General features: G+C 44.8%; 14 protein-coding genes. 4 read left to right on the top strand and 10 right to left on the bottom strand.

Features of this window, described 5'->3' with window-relative positions; translation table 11 throughout:
• Window positions 1-211 precede the first annotated feature (211 nt).
• Entirely contained in the window at window positions 212-1,876 is a 1,665-nt protein-coding gene (gene treA, locus ABUE30_RS04365; RefSeq protein WP_408622441.1) for an alpha,alpha-trehalase TreA, read from the top strand.
• Window positions 1,877-2,368: 492 nt separating this feature from the next.
• On the opposite strand, the gene ABUE30_RS04360 is transcribed toward treA, so the two are convergent.
• Together ABUE30_RS04360 and ABUE30_RS04355 are read right to left on the bottom strand one after the other, a co-directional pair.
• Window positions 2,369-3,064 carry a YoaK family protein gene (locus ABUE30_RS04360; protein ID WP_408622440.1) on the bottom strand — a complete coding sequence of 232 codons (696 nt, stop codon included), beginning with the start codon at window positions 3,062-3,064 and terminating at the stop codon, window positions 2,369-2,371.
• Between the two features lie 615 nt (window positions 3,065-3,679).
• Window positions 3,680-5,155, bottom strand: coding sequence for a RimK family protein (locus tag ABUE30_RS04355; RefSeq protein WP_408622439.1), 1,476 nt, complete (start codon window positions 5,153-5,155; stop codon window positions 3,680-3,682).
• A 263-nt stretch (window positions 5,156-5,418) separates the two neighbouring features.
• Here ABUE30_RS04355 and ABUE30_RS04350 point away from each other — a divergent pair, with 263 nt between their 5' ends.
• The 3 genes from ABUE30_RS04350 to ABUE30_RS04340 all read left to right on the top strand — a co-directional run bounded on the left by ABUE30_RS04350 (window position 5,419) and on the right by ABUE30_RS04340 (window position 8,968).
• Window positions 5,419-6,552 (top strand): GNAT family N-acetyltransferase/peptidase C39 family protein, encoded by a 1,134-nt coding sequence (locus ABUE30_RS04350; protein WP_408622438.1) that lies wholly within the window; start codon window positions 5,419-5,421, stop codon window positions 6,550-6,552.
• A gap of 161 nt (window positions 6,553-6,713) precedes the next feature.
• On the top strand, window positions 6,714-7,103 hold the full coding sequence (locus tag ABUE30_RS04345; RefSeq protein ID WP_408622437.1) for a VOC family protein: 390 nt from the start codon (window positions 6,714-6,716) through the stop codon (window positions 7,101-7,103).
• A 761-nt stretch (window positions 7,104-7,864) separates the two neighbouring features.
• Window positions 7,865-8,968 carry a GGDEF domain-containing protein gene (locus ABUE30_RS04340; protein ID WP_408622436.1) on the top strand — a complete coding sequence of 368 codons (1,104 nt, stop codon included), beginning with the start codon at window positions 7,865-7,867 and terminating at the stop codon, window positions 8,966-8,968.
• Between the two features lie 66 nt (window positions 8,969-9,034).
• Here ABUE30_RS04340 and ABUE30_RS04335 read toward each other — a convergent pair whose 3' ends face one another.
• Genes ABUE30_RS04335 through rsxA form a run of 8 tightly spaced genes read right to left on the bottom strand, consistent with a single transcriptional unit; the run spans window position 9,035 to window position 14,740 of the window.
• Entirely contained in the window at window positions 9,035-9,574 is a 540-nt protein-coding gene (locus ABUE30_RS04335) for a flavodoxin (RefSeq protein WP_408622435.1), read from the bottom strand.
• Window positions 9,575-9,631: 57 nt separating this feature from the next.
• Window positions 9,632-9,904: an RnfH family protein gene (locus tag ABUE30_RS04330; protein WP_408622434.1), complete on the bottom strand. Its 273-nt coding sequence runs from the start codon at window positions 9,902-9,904 to the stop codon at window positions 9,632-9,634.
• Window positions 9,901-10,587: an electron transport complex subunit E gene (locus tag ABUE30_RS04325; RefSeq protein WP_408622433.1), complete on the bottom strand. Its 687-nt coding sequence runs from the start codon at window positions 10,585-10,587 to the stop codon at window positions 9,901-9,903. The genes ABUE30_RS04330 and ABUE30_RS04325 overlap by 4 nt, the downstream gene beginning before the upstream one ends.
• On the bottom strand, window positions 10,577-11,206 hold the full coding sequence (gene rsxG / locus ABUE30_RS04320) for an electron transport complex subunit RsxG (RefSeq protein ID WP_408622432.1): 630 nt from the start codon (window positions 11,204-11,206) through the stop codon (window positions 10,577-10,579). Before rsxG ends, ABUE30_RS04325 begins: the two co-directional genes overlap by 11 nt.
• Window positions 11,203-12,165 carry an RnfABCDGE type electron transport complex subunit D gene (locus ABUE30_RS04315; protein ID WP_408622431.1) on the bottom strand — a complete coding sequence of 321 codons (963 nt, stop codon included), beginning with the start codon at window positions 12,163-12,165 and terminating at the stop codon, window positions 11,203-11,205. Before ABUE30_RS04315 ends, rsxG begins: the two co-directional genes overlap by 4 nt.
• Entirely contained in the window at window positions 12,162-13,607 is a 1,446-nt protein-coding gene (gene rsxC / locus ABUE30_RS04310; protein WP_408622430.1) for an electron transport complex subunit RsxC, read from the bottom strand. The genes ABUE30_RS04315 and rsxC overlap by 4 nt, the downstream gene beginning before the upstream one ends.
• Window positions 13,600-14,145 (bottom strand): RnfABCDGE type electron transport complex subunit B, encoded by a 546-nt coding sequence (locus ABUE30_RS04305; RefSeq protein WP_408622429.1) that lies wholly within the window; start codon window positions 14,143-14,145, stop codon window positions 13,600-13,602. Before ABUE30_RS04305 ends, rsxC begins: the two co-directional genes overlap by 8 nt.
• A gap of 16 nt (window positions 14,146-14,161) precedes the next feature.
• On the bottom strand, window positions 14,162-14,740 hold the full coding sequence (gene rsxA, locus ABUE30_RS04300; protein ID WP_408622428.1) for an electron transport complex subunit RsxA: 579 nt from the start codon (window positions 14,738-14,740) through the stop codon (window positions 14,162-14,164).
• Window positions 14,741-14,893 lie beyond the last annotated feature (153 nt).

Genomic DNA, 14,893 nt, shown 5'->3' with positions numbered 1-14,893 from the left:
GTGGATTAGATTGTCGTTTTATCGAAATTTACAAATAAAGTAGTTTTTGAGGTGGATAGAGAAATGTTCGTTACCGGTGGCATTTTTAAACCCATTCGATTAAATGTGTGCTGCAAGCTAATTTCTGTGCTGTTGGTCGATATTACCTATTGATCATTGTATTAATATTGTTGTGGTGTCTTTCATTTAAGTTGCAAAGGAGTATAAGCGAATGACTGATATTGCTGCCATGTTGCCTAGAAAGCCTTTTCGTCTCACCCCGATCATCTTAAGTATTGCTCTAGGCCTTTTGCCGATAACTGTCTATGCCGACAGCTCCGCGAGTAGGTCCCCTCAGCCTCCAGATATTTTGTTGGGTTCGCTATTCGATACGGTGCAAAAGGCGGCATTATTTACTGACCAAAAGACCTTTGCCGATGCGGTGCCTACCTCTGATCCAGCATCCATTATTGCGAGTTGGCAGAGCCAGAAAACTCAACCTGATTTTGATCTAAAGCAGTTTGTGCAACACCATTTCATTTTGCCCAGTCAAGGGCAAGCTTATGTGCCGCCATCTAATCAGAGTTTACGTGCTCATATTGATGGGTTATGGCCGGTATTAACTCGAACTGCGAAAATGTCAGGGAAATATGATTCGTTGTTGCCATTGCCCTATTCTTATGTGGTTCCTGGCGGACGTTTTCGTGAGGTCTATTACTGGGATAGTTATTTTACCATGTTGGGCTTAGCTGAAAGTGGCCACTGGGATAGTATTAAAAATATGGTGGATAATTTTGCTTGGGAGCTCGACCATTATGGACTCATCCCTAATGGTAATCGCAGTTATTATCTGAGCCGTTCTCAACCCCCATTTTTTAGCATGATGGTCGATCTACTAGCGACTCATGAGGGGGATAAAGCGTATCGACATTATTTGCCACAGTTACAATTAGAATATGATTATTGGATGCAAGGCCGTGATCGAGTTAAACGAGGTCATGCTGTTAATCGTGTGGTGAAGCTTGATGATGGAACGTTGCTTAATCGCTATTGGGATGCCCGAGATGTGCCTCGTACAGAATCTTGGCTCGATGATATTAAAACTGCTCGGCACGTGCCGCAGGATGATAGAGCCAAACTTTATCGTAATCTGCGAGCAGGCGCGGCTTCGGGTTGGGATTTTAGCTCTCGTTGGTTTGCTAAAACAAATCAATTAACTTCGATTCGGACCACGCAGTTGGTTCCTGTTGATTTGAATAGCTTGATTTACCATTTGGAACGGGTGCTTGCCAAGGCCTATAAACTGAATGACCAGTCTGACCTAGCGAAGCTATATACCCAACGAGCGAATGTTCGCCGCGCGGCCATTAATCATTATTTGTGGAATGATCAACAAGGTTGGTATGCGGATTACAATTGGAAAGAGAAAAAGATCCATCCACAGTTGACTGCGGCGACACTTTTCCCTCTCTATATGCAAATTGCAGAGAAAAACCAAGCGAAACAGACGGCAAAAGCGGTTGATCAACAACTGATTAAACCTGGCGGATTGCTCACCACTACCTTAAATACGGGCCAGCAGTGGGATGCGCCTAATGGCTGGGCGCCGCTACAGTGGATTGCGGTTAAAGGGTTAGATTATTACCATCAACCTCAATTATCAAAAAAGGTCGGATTGCGATTTTTGCGTAATGTCCAGGTCACTTATGATAAAGAGCATAAGCTGGTGGAAAAATATGTGGTTGAAGGTAAAAAATTAGGGGGTGGTGGTGGTGGTGAATATCCGTTACAAGATGGTTTCGGTTGGACGAATGGGGTGACGTTGATGCTGTTGGATAAATATTGTCCTGCACAAAAAACCTGTAATAGTGCGCACGATATTCCTAATGCACAGTAGTTTGATAGCAGTAGGCCGTTTTACCTTTGACATTAGATCCGACGCCTATTTATTTGAGTCATTTTTCAAATCGGGTTTTGGCTTTAGCTTACTATTTTTTTAAACGGGAACGTTGAAAGTTGAACTCGCGATTTTTATGTTGCTAGAGATAATCTTGACCATGGCAGCCTAGATAGGACCCTCAATAGTATGAAAAGTAACGGTAAAAATTTAGGATGAAGTGATATTGGTACACAGCACTTTGTCGTATTGATTATGATCCATGAAAAGTGTTTTAACTAAAACATCTGCTAGGAAAAAGACTAAGAGGCACTCAACAATCTGAGTTTTTTCAGTGATGCTGCGGATCAATTAGTATTATGAGAAACAGCTCATTTTCAGTCGAGTGATAGAACTGTGTTGACTCCCGTTGTCATTTTTCTCAGCAAAGATAAATGCTGGTAGAGCTTATTTACCAGATGCTCGTTCTCCCGTTATGGGGTGGGGTAGACATTATTGTGACGAGCTCTGTTCAAATGTGATGGGTTCAGTTTGTATCAATTTTTGCCTATAAATACGGTATACAATCGCCAATAGAAAACAAAAGGCAGCTGGAATAGCTAAAGCTTTAAAGCGGTAGGTGTCATAGACCAACGTGCCCACAGAACCGCCAGATATGAACCCAAGCACGATAATCACAAATAGCCACATTTTGCGTTTATCTAAATCTTTGCCGCGAAAAGCGCTGCCTAACATGATGCCTAGATCGGTAAAAATGCCTGTAACATGGGTTGTTCTTATCACGGCACCACTGTAGGTGGTTGCTAACGCATTTTGTAGTCCACATGCGGCGGAGGCAAAAAAATGTCCCGTTGTATTGTCATTCATTAGCAAATACATGGCAACAAGTAGGAAACAAGCTTCCATCACTAATAAGACATCGTAAAAACGTCCCAATTTGAGTGATGTCCCCGTTAGCATAAAACCTGATATGGCCGAACCGAACACAAAGCTCAATAAAATGCCTAATAGATGAAAAAGCTGCCCAGAGCCATTGACAATCTGACTGCCCACTAAGGTAGCGGTGCCTGACAAATGCGATACGGCCTGATGTTCAAACCCTAATAAAGCGATAGCGTTGACATAGCCTGCCACCAGTGCAAGTAAAAAAGCCCCATATTCTACCCACTTCGGTAACCTAGATAACACGAATGACTCCCATTGAATTTGCGATGCCCCATAAATGACGATTTATAGCCGAGCTATATCGCATTAGTGAATAGAACTGACTACATATCTTAGTCATTATGCCCGATTTCAGATCATAAGTGCGACGCTCATTGAATGGTATACAAGAGAAAGCCAACGCTGAAAGTGGTAAGCTTTTTTCGCCAAAGATGAACCAGTATGACCATGAGTTATCAGCTGTTGATCGAGGGGAGAATATACCAGATGTCCGTACTTTTGGAATGGGGAACTTCTTCTCTAAAATCGAAAAAACCGTTCAATGTCATTGTTCCACAGTTTATCGAGCGCTAAATCGAGGCTGTGGACAAAAAAGATATTGCCGAAAAACGCATAGATCCTTTCAGTGAAAAAATGTTGGGAAGCTCGTAAATATCTAATGTATTAACCGGTGCCAGTACTTCTGTAAGTTAAATGGATTTATCGTTTTGTTGCGCTTAATAAACGACAAGGCAGTATGCTTTATCGTCTAGTATGTGCTGAACATCCATTTTTAGAGCGGTTTTATGTATTATTTATTGCTCAAATAGCCCCAAGCCTTGGGGGTTTTATTCAGGAAAGGCTTGGGATAATTTGTGTTTAGGCTGGGTTATCGCTGCGTTTAAGCTGCATGCGGCGCAAAAATTCAGACATAATCTGCATGTAGAGTTCATTCCCTAAATATTTGTCTTCTACGCCTCGATCAATACTTGGGTTATCGTTTACTTCGATCACATACCCGCGGCCGTTGACCTCTTTTACATCGACTCCGTACAGACCGTCACCAATGGGTTTCGTTGCCGCAATTGCAGCTTGTAATACGCGTCTTGGTACTTCAAAGGTGGCCAATGTATCAAAACCACCGCTTTTACTGTCAGTCTCTGTGTGTTTGTAGATCTGCCAGTGATTTTTAACCATATAATAACGACAGGCGAAAATAGGTTTATTGTTCAAAATACCGATACGCCAGTCGAATTCAGTGTATAGATATTCCTGCACCAGTAATAAAGACGACTTCTTAAATAAGCTTGTTAAACTTGTTCTTAATTCATCCCGATTTTCTGCTTTGATTACGCCTTTAGAGAACGAACCGTCAGGAATTTTGACCACCATGGGGTAACTGATGACAGCTTCGAGCGATTCTTCTATATTATGATCCCTTCTATGGACAATCTGCGTTTTCGGGCAGGGGACTTTATGGGTATGGAATAAATCTGCCAAGTAAACTTTATTGGTGCAGCGCATAATCGATTGAGGATCATCCATCACCACTAAGCCCATATCTTCGGCCGTTTTAGCAAATTGATAAGTATGGTGGTCAATGTTCGTTGTTTCGCGAATGAACAGTGCGTCATATTCTGGCAATCGCATAATATCTTTGGGGCCAATCACATCGATATGAATGCCCAATTGTTTCCCTGCTTGGACAAATTTTTTCAACGCCTGTGTATCACTCGGTGGCAATACTTCTTGTGAATTAGCTAAGATGGCGAGATCGAATTTCGCGGTGCGATGAACCCGACCGGTGCTCCAGACTTTGTTGCTGAATGCTTCTAACGATTCAGCGAAAAGATTTTCTTCCGTATCATTGAGTTGGCGTTGAGAGGTTGGTTGTAATGCGGTTACTTGCCACTGCTTACGATACTTCAAGGTTACCTCTATGATCGGACAAGGGAAGCTCTCGAACAATTTGTGGGCAAACTCTTTCATCTCTGGATGAACGCATTGACCAAATATGCAATGAAATTTTAGATCGGTAGGCGCATCAGGGATGACGAGCTTTGTTGCCAATAGTGGTAGCCAATGAGAGAGCTCTAGCTCGTAAAGACTTTTTTTGCCTAAGTCATTTAACACCCTAACTGAAGGCATAACGTGGTGTCCGCGACTTTCAGCCAATAGCGAACAATAATAACCATCTGAAAGATACTTACTACTTTTACATAGGTTGATAACGCGAATTCGCTCTTGGCTTTTGGTTGTCAAGTTTAGATATTGCGAAAAGGTGATCACATGATCACTGGGTAAAAATGCGGACCAATCTTTGGCCTGATCAACAACAATGTACGTCTGTGACATTGGCTTTGGGGTTCCTTTTTAATAAAGGTGAGTAATGGTAAATGTACAAGTGATTGACGCGGATAGTGCGCCTGTTTTTGTGTTTTAACAATAGTCCAAATTAAGATAAATAAAATGTTTTTTGGGATGCCCATTTCGCTATCTTTTGCTGATCATTCAACCTAAAATATTCGATTATTATGCTTGCCATATTCACTGCTTTGAGATGGGCTGAATGGTTTGTTTAAGCGACTTTATGCCTAGTTTAAGGCGAGATGATGATCATGACTGCATGTAAAAATGAACAGCTTTTCAATCCAGATATTCGTCTAGCGACATTGGATGATTTAACGGCGTTGGTGGCCCTAGAAGAGCTCGCGTTTAATTATGATCGCCTTAGTCGTCGCAGTTTTCGCCGAGCGATTATGAGTGATGGTTCGGTGTTATTGATAGCTGTTGGGGCGCAAGGTTTGTTGGGTTATGCACTATTGCATTTGCGCCAAGGAACTCGCTTAGCGCGCTTGTATTCATTGGCGGTTGCTTCTTTTGCACGTGGCTTCGGAATTGGCATTCGGTTGCTGAAAGCCTGTGAACAAAAAGCAATTAACACTGGCAAAACATTATTGCGTTTGGAAGTCAGTGCACTGAACCAAGTCGCCATCACCTTATATCAAAAAATGGACTACCGTGAGTTCGGTTACTACCATGCTTATTATGAAGATCAAAGCGATGCGATTCGGATGCAAAAGCCGCTTCGTCATATGAGTGTTGAACAAAGCTCGCATCCGCTCCCTTGGTTGGCACAACGAACGCCGTTTACCTGTGGGCCGGTGTCCTTACAAATGGTACTTTCAGCGTTTAATCCAAATTACCAAGCAACCCCCGAAGATGAGTTAGATATCTGGCGGGAAGCGACGACCATTTTTATGACCGCCGGTCATGGTGGTTGCCATCCCATGGGCTTAGCCTTAGCCGCGCAGAAGCGGGGATTGTCGGCAAAAGTCTGGCTAAGCCAAGAGGGGCCATTATTTGTTGACAGTGTTCGTGATCAATTAAAAAAAGCGGTCATTGAACGGGTGCACTATAGCTTTATGAAGCAATGTAAAACTGAAGATATTCCCGTTCATTATTCAGTGATGCCATTAGCACAATTGATCACCGCCTTTGATTCCGGAGCTTTGGCCATTATATTGATCAGCACTTTTCGGATGGATGGGAAAAAGTCGCCTCATTGGGTGGTGATGTCTGGTTATGACGAGCATTGTATTTTGGTCCATGATCCAGATTTTGAAGAAAAAGATCCCAACCAAAGTCCGTTAGATTGTCAATATATGCCGATTGCTCGGGATGAATTCGAGAAAATGTCTCGCTTTGGTCAGCGCCGCTTGCAAGCGACTGTGGTGTTGCGAGCCAACTAAGCCATCAAATGCGTGCTGATTGGCAGGTCGGCTTGTCTTATTTTAAAAATAATGAGTGTGAGGTGCGAGTTGATGTTTCTATGGCCTCTGAGCCTAGACAAGCGAGCAAAGATGTAGCACATTAAGTGCTCTGCTTAATTATGATGGACAAGGATCACGGTATGTTTAGTCATGTAATGCTGGGGGCGAATAATGTTGAAGAGTCCAAACAGTTTTATGATGCGATTTTAGGTGTTTTAGGTTACAACGAGGGGTTTATTGATCCGAAAGGTCGATGTTTCTATAAGGAACAAGGGAATGTGTTTGCGCTCACGCAGCCTATCAACGGTGAACCTGCGACGGCTGGTAATGGGATGACAATAGGATTTAAAGTGGCGACTCCCGAACTTGTTGATGCATGGCATGCTGCAGGTGTGGCCAATGGTGGCGTTTCTTGTGAAGAACCCCCAGGGCTGCGGATTAACGGTCAACGTCAGATGTATCTGGCTTATTTGCGCGATCCCTCAGGCAATAAAATTTGTGCATCACATGTGGTTAGTTCAGGCAGCTGAACGGTGCGATGAGCGGTTGGTGTGTTAAGGTTTATACTTGAAGTCTTTTAAAGCTCGGTGGATAGAGAACTGAGCTTTTTAATCAATCATCACTTTGTGTTTTAGATAAATGCTACATTTCTGTTATGCGACAACAGTCGAGTTTGCCCTTCTGACACTCCGTGTCATGGTTCATATGTTCCGGTATTAAAATAGCAAAATAGTTTCTTTTTATAGAGATACCTCAATGCCTCCACTGAGTTCTCTTGCCAAGTGGTTGCTGTAACAGCTTAACCGGTTTGTTCAATCAGTCGTTTACAAATTATCTTGTATGAAGGCGCTAACTGGCCCTGTGCGGATCCATCTAACCGGTGAGATGGATGCTCAGGTGGCGGCATGTATCATCTCGCTCTAGTTGATGAATTATTCTTGGTTATCCCCCGATAGCTGTTATTCAAGCTATTGCGGGTTTTGTCGGCAAATGTTGTTATTCCACTTGAGTCGCTTGACATCGGCCGATGTGATTGTTTGTTAATGTCTATAACACTACTTTTATTGGTGTTATTATGCTGTAAATGGGTTGTAAAGATGAGAGATGATCGCTTATTTTATGATTGTCGTATGAGTTGTTCATTTTTATGGGGCGGCATTGGCATGTGCTTTTATGCCATAATGGATAAATAGCCACTTAGGTATTCGTTTAGGCTCGGTGCGGACGCTGCAGCGGAGCATGTGCTTAGCTAGGCGGGTGTTTATATTTGTTTTTGAATAGGGACATTCGCGTGTTGCCTTTATCTTCGATGATTCAATCCAAGCCGCATCAATGGTCTGCTTATCAGTTTTGGAGTATTCAAACAACCTTATTACAACTGCGTTATAGCGCTTTTCTCACCGCGTTACTTTATGTTGCCTATGCAGTCATCGAATACCATCTACATCTTCCCATGGCAGGGGTCCGTTTGACGCTGCATGGCTTGATTGTTCCATTCATGCTTTTATTTATCGGTGTGTGTAGCTTTTATCCTCGGATGTATCGGATCATTCGATGTTTACTCGTTATAGCGCCTGTGATTGCTGTATTTTGTAATCTATGGGTCAATATGGGGACGGCTTACTTTATTTTTTTTGCGCCAGAGCTTTACCTTAGTATTATCTGGACGCTTACTATTTCTGGGCTCACCTATCGCCCAGCGTGTCTGTCTGCTTTCGCCTCGATGTTGATCGTTGTCTGTGCCATGGTGGTGCAGCCAATTCCTCAACAATTCTTCCTGTTACATATCTTGTGGCTGATATCCGCATTCATGTTTGGTTTAGTGAATGCGACTGTGATTGAAACAATTCGAAAAACCACCTACTTACAGCAATGTAATTTGGAAAAATCGGCCCATACAGATGGGTTGACAGGATTATGGAATCGAAAAAAAATAGATCAATTATTTGTCGATGAACTGGCTAAAACTAATTTTTTAATGAAACCGATCACCTTGATTATGATCGATATTGACCATTTTAAGTATGTGAATGATCAGTATGGACATTCGTGTGGTGATGCTGTGTTACAAAGTTTCGCGGCAGTATTACAACAAAATATCCGTCAAGGGGATCATATTGCCCGCATAGGTGGTGAAGAATTTGTGATTGTGTTGCCAAATACCACGTTATCACAGGCTTATGGGGTGGCGCAGTCGTTACGCAAGAATGTTGCCCAATTTAAATTTGGCGATCAATTTCATTGTACTTCAAGTTTTGGTGTTGCCGAATATCGTCTTGGTGAGTCCATCACTGATCTGATGAAGCGCGCCGATCAAGCGCTTTACCAAGCGAAAGACAATGGGCGTGATCGGGTTGAAGTTGCCGCTGATAAAGCGAATGTGTTATTAATGTGACAATACTGAGGTGTTGGCTTGACAGCACAGGCTTAGCGCTGTCAAAGCCGTAACCATGTTTATAGTTTATAGTCCCAGTGCTGGTTTGATTTGGCTAATCCATTGCTCAATGCGCGCTGATGTTTGCTCTGCTTGATTGTCTTGATCGATGACTAACCCAACAAATTCATCACCATCGAGTGCTGCTGAATGAGTAAAATGATAGCCGTCAGCTGGCCAGTTACCGATCATCTTGGCGCCCGTATCAGCGAAGCGGTCATAAAGCTCACCTAACGCATCGACAAATTCATCACCGTAGCCAAGTTGATCCCCAAGGCCAAATAATGCAATGGTTTTACCGCTAAAATCAGCATCATCTAACATGGGAACAAATTCTTGCCAGCTTGGGGCTTCGCACTGTGTTTCAAGCCCTGGCAATTCACCTTCACCGAGCGTTGGTGTTCCTAAGATCAATGCATCAAACGCCAGTAAATCAGCCACAGTGACCCGATTGATATTCAGTGGCTTAGCAACTTGCTGCTCATCACCGAGGGCTTGGTGGATCCATTTAGCCACTTTGCGGGTGTTACCTGTATCTGTTCCAAAAAAAATGCCTACTTTTGTCATGATAGTTCCTTAGTGTTTCGTGTTCGCGGCGCGACACAGATCAGTGATAGAGGTTGATTAATCTTCATATTCATCATCATCATCGTCAGTCATTCGCGGGTTTATGGCTAGTGGTCGATAAATCTCGACCCGAGCCCCCGCACTAACGGGTGTATCAAGCGATGCAATTTTGCCAAATAGCCCAACCTTACAGTGCCCAATATCAAGAGTGGGGAAGTCAGTAAGCAGTGTGGATTGTTCAAGCGCTTGACGAATGGTGACCGGTTCATTGACCTCGATCTCAATCCATTTACCACAACGCCCTGCTGCATGGGCAACTGAAATTTTCATGAGGTTGACTCCATCGACATTGCACTAGCGCTGAGTTTGCGTTTGACCCTTACTTGTTCAACTAAGCGATAGCCGACAATGAGAAGTCCCAGAAAGAAAAATCCACCACTGGGCAAAATCGCGGGTAAAAAGCCATGATAATTAGGCAATAGGGTTACTTCTAGCCAAGTAAAATGGGGGCCAAGGAGTAATGAAGCGTGGCTAAATAATGTCCCTTGTCCAACGATTTCTCGTGAGGCGCCGAGCAAGACCAACGCAAAGGTAAAGCCAATACCAGTTGCTAGTCCATCTACTAATGAGGGTACCGGTGCATTTTTAGAGGCAAAACTCTCAGCTCGACCAAAAATAGCGCAGTTAGTGACGATGAGTGGAATGAATAGTCCTAAAATTTTATGCAGGTCATGCACCCATGCATTCATGGCTTGATCGACCAAGGTGACTAACGCGGCGATAATCAGCGTAAATACAGGGAGGCGGACTTGAGGTGTCACCCAGCTGCGAATACAAGAAATCGATACGTTTGAGAGCATGATCACCACTAAGGTCGCCAGCCCCATTCCCAATCCATTGGTGGCAGAGCTTGTGACAGCAAGGGTTGGGCAAAGTGCCAAAGTTTGTTTTAAGACGATATTATTGGGCCACAAGCCTTCATAAAGCTGGCGCATATATTGTTTAATGGCCATTATCGACCTCCTTGTGATGCATAAAAACAGTGTGATATTGGCGGAACATCTCTAATGTTTGGCGGATCCCTTTCACCACCCCGCGCGGCGTAATGGTAGCGCCGCTAAAGGCTGAAAAATGCCCGCCATCTTTGGTCACCATCCACTGCGATTCAGACGGGTTTTGTAGTGACAACCCTCTAAATTGCAAAATCCAGTTACTTTTATCAGCTTCTATTTTGTCACCTAGACCGGGCGTTTCATGGTGCTCCAATACACGTACTCCACTGAGGACGCCATTAGTTTGAATCCCAATCATTAAGCGAATGTCACCCGAGTAGCCTTGTGCAATCGAGTTAAAAATAAATGCGCTAGGTTGTCCTTTAAGTGTTGCTAAAAAGTAATCAACGGTCTGACCATTATTGAGTGTCAGGGTAATTTCGTGACGACTAGGGTCATTATCATATAGTGCATGGGGAAGCACTTGCTGGATCTTACTCAGTTGGTCGCGATGTTCTTGAGCCACAATGAGCGGGCCTAACCAGCGATTGGAGAACATCACTAATAAGGTCACTAATAGTGCAAAAGATGCCAATATAACGGCTTGAGTGTGGGGTGGTTTAATCGTCGCCGTGTTCATGGCTTCCTCCGGCTGATGCGTTGCCCAAATATGGCTGGGCGGGTGTAATGCTCGATCAGCGGATTGATGCCATTACATAGCAATATTGCAAATGCGACGCCTTCTGGATAATTTGCAAATTCGCGGATCAACCAAACTAGTAAGCCAAATAGTCCTCCGTATAGCCATTGTCCAAATCGCGATGAGGGCGCAGTCACTGGATCGGTGATGATAAAAAATGCGGCAAATATGAGGGCACCACTGGTGAGCTCGGTGAGTGGGGACAAATGCGTTGCTGGCGAGATGAACCACGCTAATGTGGCGGGGATCAAACACCCGAGCAGGCTTGATATAACCAATGGATATTCAATAATACGCTTATATAAAAGGTAAATTCCCCCGAGACTTAGGGCAATGACCGATGTCTCACCTAAGCTACCATTAGTGTCACCGATGACCCGATTGAACAGGGAAACTACGCGATACTGTCCTTCATGCGCAAGCGGTGTGGCGGCACTGATGCCATCAGCACTGAGAAGATGCCAGCTTGCAGGTGAAGGCTGCGGCCAGTGCGTCATCGCGACAGGGAAGGCGATCAACAAGATGACCCGTGCAAACATGGCCGGATTAAACAAATTTTGCCCTAATCCACCATAGCACTGCTTGCCAAGCGCAATGGCTAAGAAGCCGCCGATACAACCTAACCAGACTGGGGCATGAGGGGGTAAACTCATGGCTAGAATTAATGCGCTGACCAGCGCTGAACCATCGAGCCAGCTTCCTTGTGTGGTGCTGTTCAGGCGTTGGCAAAGCCATTCGCTCGCAAGCGCCGCAGCGATACAGCCGACTGATAACAACAGTGCTTTGGGGCCAAAGAGATAGATTGCAAATAGCCAAGCTGGAAGGAGCGCGAATAGCACTTGCCGCATCATTTGTGGGATGCGTACACCAAGGTGAGTAAAAGGTGCTTGTTGGTTCATCGCGGTTGCTCCTCTGTCATGTGACGTCGATTTTGTCGTTTGCTTGCTTTCGCCGCTTTGGCGGATTTTTTTGCTTCTGTTTCCGCGACAATACGCTGTTGATGAGCACTGGCTCGTTGCCGAGTTAATTCTGACTTATTAGTCAGATAGCGCTGTATTTTTAGCTCAGACTTGCCCCAATTGAAGCTGGCTGTTAAGGGGAGTGACGCCGGACAGACATAGGCACAAGCCCCGCACGATAAACATTGCCCAAGACCTAATTGTTTAGCTTGGTCAAACTGTTCATGTTGAACCAATGGTAATAAATGAAGGGGTTGTAATTGCATCGGACAAACTTGTGCGCAGCGGCCACAGCGCAGACAGCTACTGGGCTGCTCGACCTGACTTTCACTGGTTGAGAGCATTAATATCCCGCAAGTACCTTTAACAATGGGCTGATGGATATTGGTGATGGCACGGCCCATCATTGGCCCGCCCATAATGCGTTGTACAGGGGATTCGCTTAGGCCTTGGCATTGGTTGATCAAGTGTGATATTGGGGTACCAATGGGGGCGTAGATATTGCGAGGTTCGCTGATCGCTCGACCACTGATTGTGACGACGCGATGGGTCATCGGTCGGGCAAAACGTAACGCTTGAAAAACTGCGACACAACTGGCTACGTTATGCACTAATACCCCGTAGCTGGCAGAACGTCTTCCTTGTTCTAGTTGAATACCTGTTAACGCTCGAATCAGCTGTTTTGATGAACCCAGCGGGTAGAGGGCGGGAAGGGGTTGCACGCGAATTTTGCTATCTTCGCTGGTGGCTGATTGCATCGCCGTGATTGCTGCAGGCTTATTTTTTTCAATGCCAATAATGGCTTGCTTGGCATGGGTAATGTGCAGAAGTAAGCGAATGCCACCCACGATCTGAGCAGACTGCTCTTGCATGACTCTATCGTCACAGCTCATATAGGGTTCACATTCACTGCCGTTGATTAATAATGTATCAATGGCGTATTGTTCGCTGAGTGCGAGTTTGTCGGCCAATGGAAACATCGCGCCGCCCATACCGACAATACCTGCTTGAGCAATTCGTTCAATTAAGATGCTGCGATCCTCATTGAGCGGTGAATGTGATTGAGCGGGTTCTATTGGGGGTTGGACGCTATCAGGTTTAAGCTCAATGTATTGCTCGGTGACGGCGACAACACGGCCATGTAATGGCGCATGCAGCGGCGTGCTAAAATTGCCATTAGCTTGAGCGATACATTGCCCTGCCTGTACTCGATCACCAGCGTGTACCAGCGCATTAGCTGGTGCGCCAGGATGCTGTTTGAGCTTAATGTATAAACGCGGGGGGAGCCGTGCTAAAGGTTCAATAGCCTTGTCACTGGTAAGTGATTTGCCATCATCAATAGGATGAATACCGCCAACGATATTTTTAGCAAATTTAAACATGTTGTCTGTCCAACTGAAGTGACTGCCACATAGGCTTGTGGATGGGATTGAGTAATTGCGGGTCAGGATAGAGTGTAATGCCTTGGTGCGGGCAGACGGCTATGCATTGCTGACAACCAGTACATGCACTGGCAATGATACCGTGGAGTTGTTTGGGCGCACCGACAATGGCATCAAAGGGGCATTTTTTTAAGCAGCGACTACAGCCGTCACACTTGTCTACATCAATCCCCGCCACCATGCCTATTGCCTCATCACTTTCTTTATTCTCAAGAGGAATACCTAATGTGTCAGCAATTTTAGAAATGACCACTGCATCTGCGAGTGGGCAGCCTGTTGCACTGAGTTGATAAGCGACCATGGCCTTGGCTGCTTCGTTGCAACCGGGGTAGCCACATTGCCCACATTGACCGTTGGGTAGCAAATCGGCAATGGTTTGCTCTAATGGGTTTTTGGCGACATACCATTGTTTGGCGGCTATTCCCAACAGATATCCCACCGCGGCGGCTAAAAGTGGAAAGGTCAAAAAATTTAACATCACTGTTCTCCTTGCCTCAATGGGCCATTCCAGCAAATCCGCTAAAGGCCATTGCTAAGGTTCCTGCTGTAATAAACGCAATCGGGGTTCCCGCAAAAATCTTAGGAACGTGACTTAAAGCCAGGCGCATCCGTAGCCCCGCAAAAATCACAATGACTAGAGTGAAGCCTAAGGCGCTGGCAAATCCGTAAACGAGGCTTTGGGTGAAGCTCAATTGCTGTTGAATAATCAGTAGTGCCACACCGAGCACTGCACAGTTAGTGGTAATAAGCGGTAAGAAGATCCCTAACACTTGATGTAATGCAGGGCTTTGTTTGGCAATATAGAGTTCGGTGAGTTGAACCATTGCGGCGATCACCATAATCATGGTAAGTAGTCTGAGATAACCAAGTCCAAGAGGCTCAAGTACCCCATATTCTAAAAGCCATGTAGCAATTGAGCTCATAGTCAACACGAAGGTGGTGGCTAATCCCATTCCCAAAGCCGACTCGATGTCCCGGCTAACCCCCATAAATGGGCAAAGTCCTAAAAAGCGCGCCAATACCACATTGTTCACCAACACATTGGCGACAAATAGGAGTAGGAGTGTTTGCATTGTATCGCCTCACTTTCAATGTCTAATAGGGGAGGTACTGCGAAACTTATGCCAATGACAAGGTGCACAGTAAATGTGCCTTTTAGTTTAAAAATGAATCAATATGGCGCATCGCCGTCAGGCGTACAGGGCCGAAATAAGCCCAAACACCTA

Origin of the sequence: Celerinatantimonas yamalensis, from assembly GCF_046054155.1 — a bacterium.
Lineage (GTDB): Bacteria > Pseudomonadota > Gammaproteobacteria > Enterobacterales > Celerinatantimonadaceae > Celerinatantimonas > Celerinatantimonas yamalensis.
This window is presented reverse-complemented; position numbering and strand designations above follow the sequence as displayed.

Coding starts and splice junctions, on each gene's coding strand:
- rsxG (WP_408622432.1), bottom strand. CDS start 11,206: ATGAACACGGCGACGATTAAACCACCCCACACTCAAGCCGTTATATTG.
- treA (WP_408622441.1), top strand. CDS start 212: ATGACTGATATTGCTGCCATGTTGCCTAGAAAGCCTTTTCGTCTCACC.
- ABUE30_RS04305 (WP_408622429.1), bottom strand. CDS start 14,145: ATGTTAAATTTTTTGACCTTTCCACTTTTAGCCGCCGCGGTGGGATAT.
- ABUE30_RS04325 (WP_408622433.1), bottom strand. CDS start 10,587: ATGGCCATTAAACAATATATGCGCCAGCTTTATGAAGGCTTGTGGCCC.
- ABUE30_RS04330 (WP_408622434.1), bottom strand. CDS start 9,904: ATGAAAATTTCAGTTGCCCATGCAGCAGGGCGTTGTGGTAAATGGATT.
- ABUE30_RS04350 (WP_408622438.1), top strand. CDS start 5,419: ATGACTGCATGTAAAAATGAACAGCTTTTCAATCCAGATATTCGTCTA.
- rsxC (WP_408622430.1), bottom strand. CDS start 13,607: ATGTTTAAATTTGCTAAAAATATCGTTGGCGGTATTCATCCTATTGAT.
- ABUE30_RS04315 (WP_408622431.1), bottom strand. CDS start 12,165: ATGAACCAACAAGCACCTTTTACTCACCTTGGTGTACGCATCCCACAA.
- ABUE30_RS04355 (WP_408622439.1), bottom strand. CDS start 5,155: ATGTCACAGACGTACATTGTTGTTGATCAGGCCAAAGATTGGTCCGCA.
- ABUE30_RS04335 (WP_408622435.1), bottom strand. CDS start 9,574: ATGACAAAAGTAGGCATTTTTTTTGGAACAGATACAGGTAACACCCGC.
- ABUE30_RS04345 (WP_408622437.1), top strand. CDS start 6,714: ATGTTTAGTCATGTAATGCTGGGGGCGAATAATGTTGAAGAGTCCAAA.
- rsxA (WP_408622428.1), bottom strand. CDS start 14,740: ATGCAAACACTCCTACTCCTATTTGTCGCCAATGTGTTGGTGAACAAT.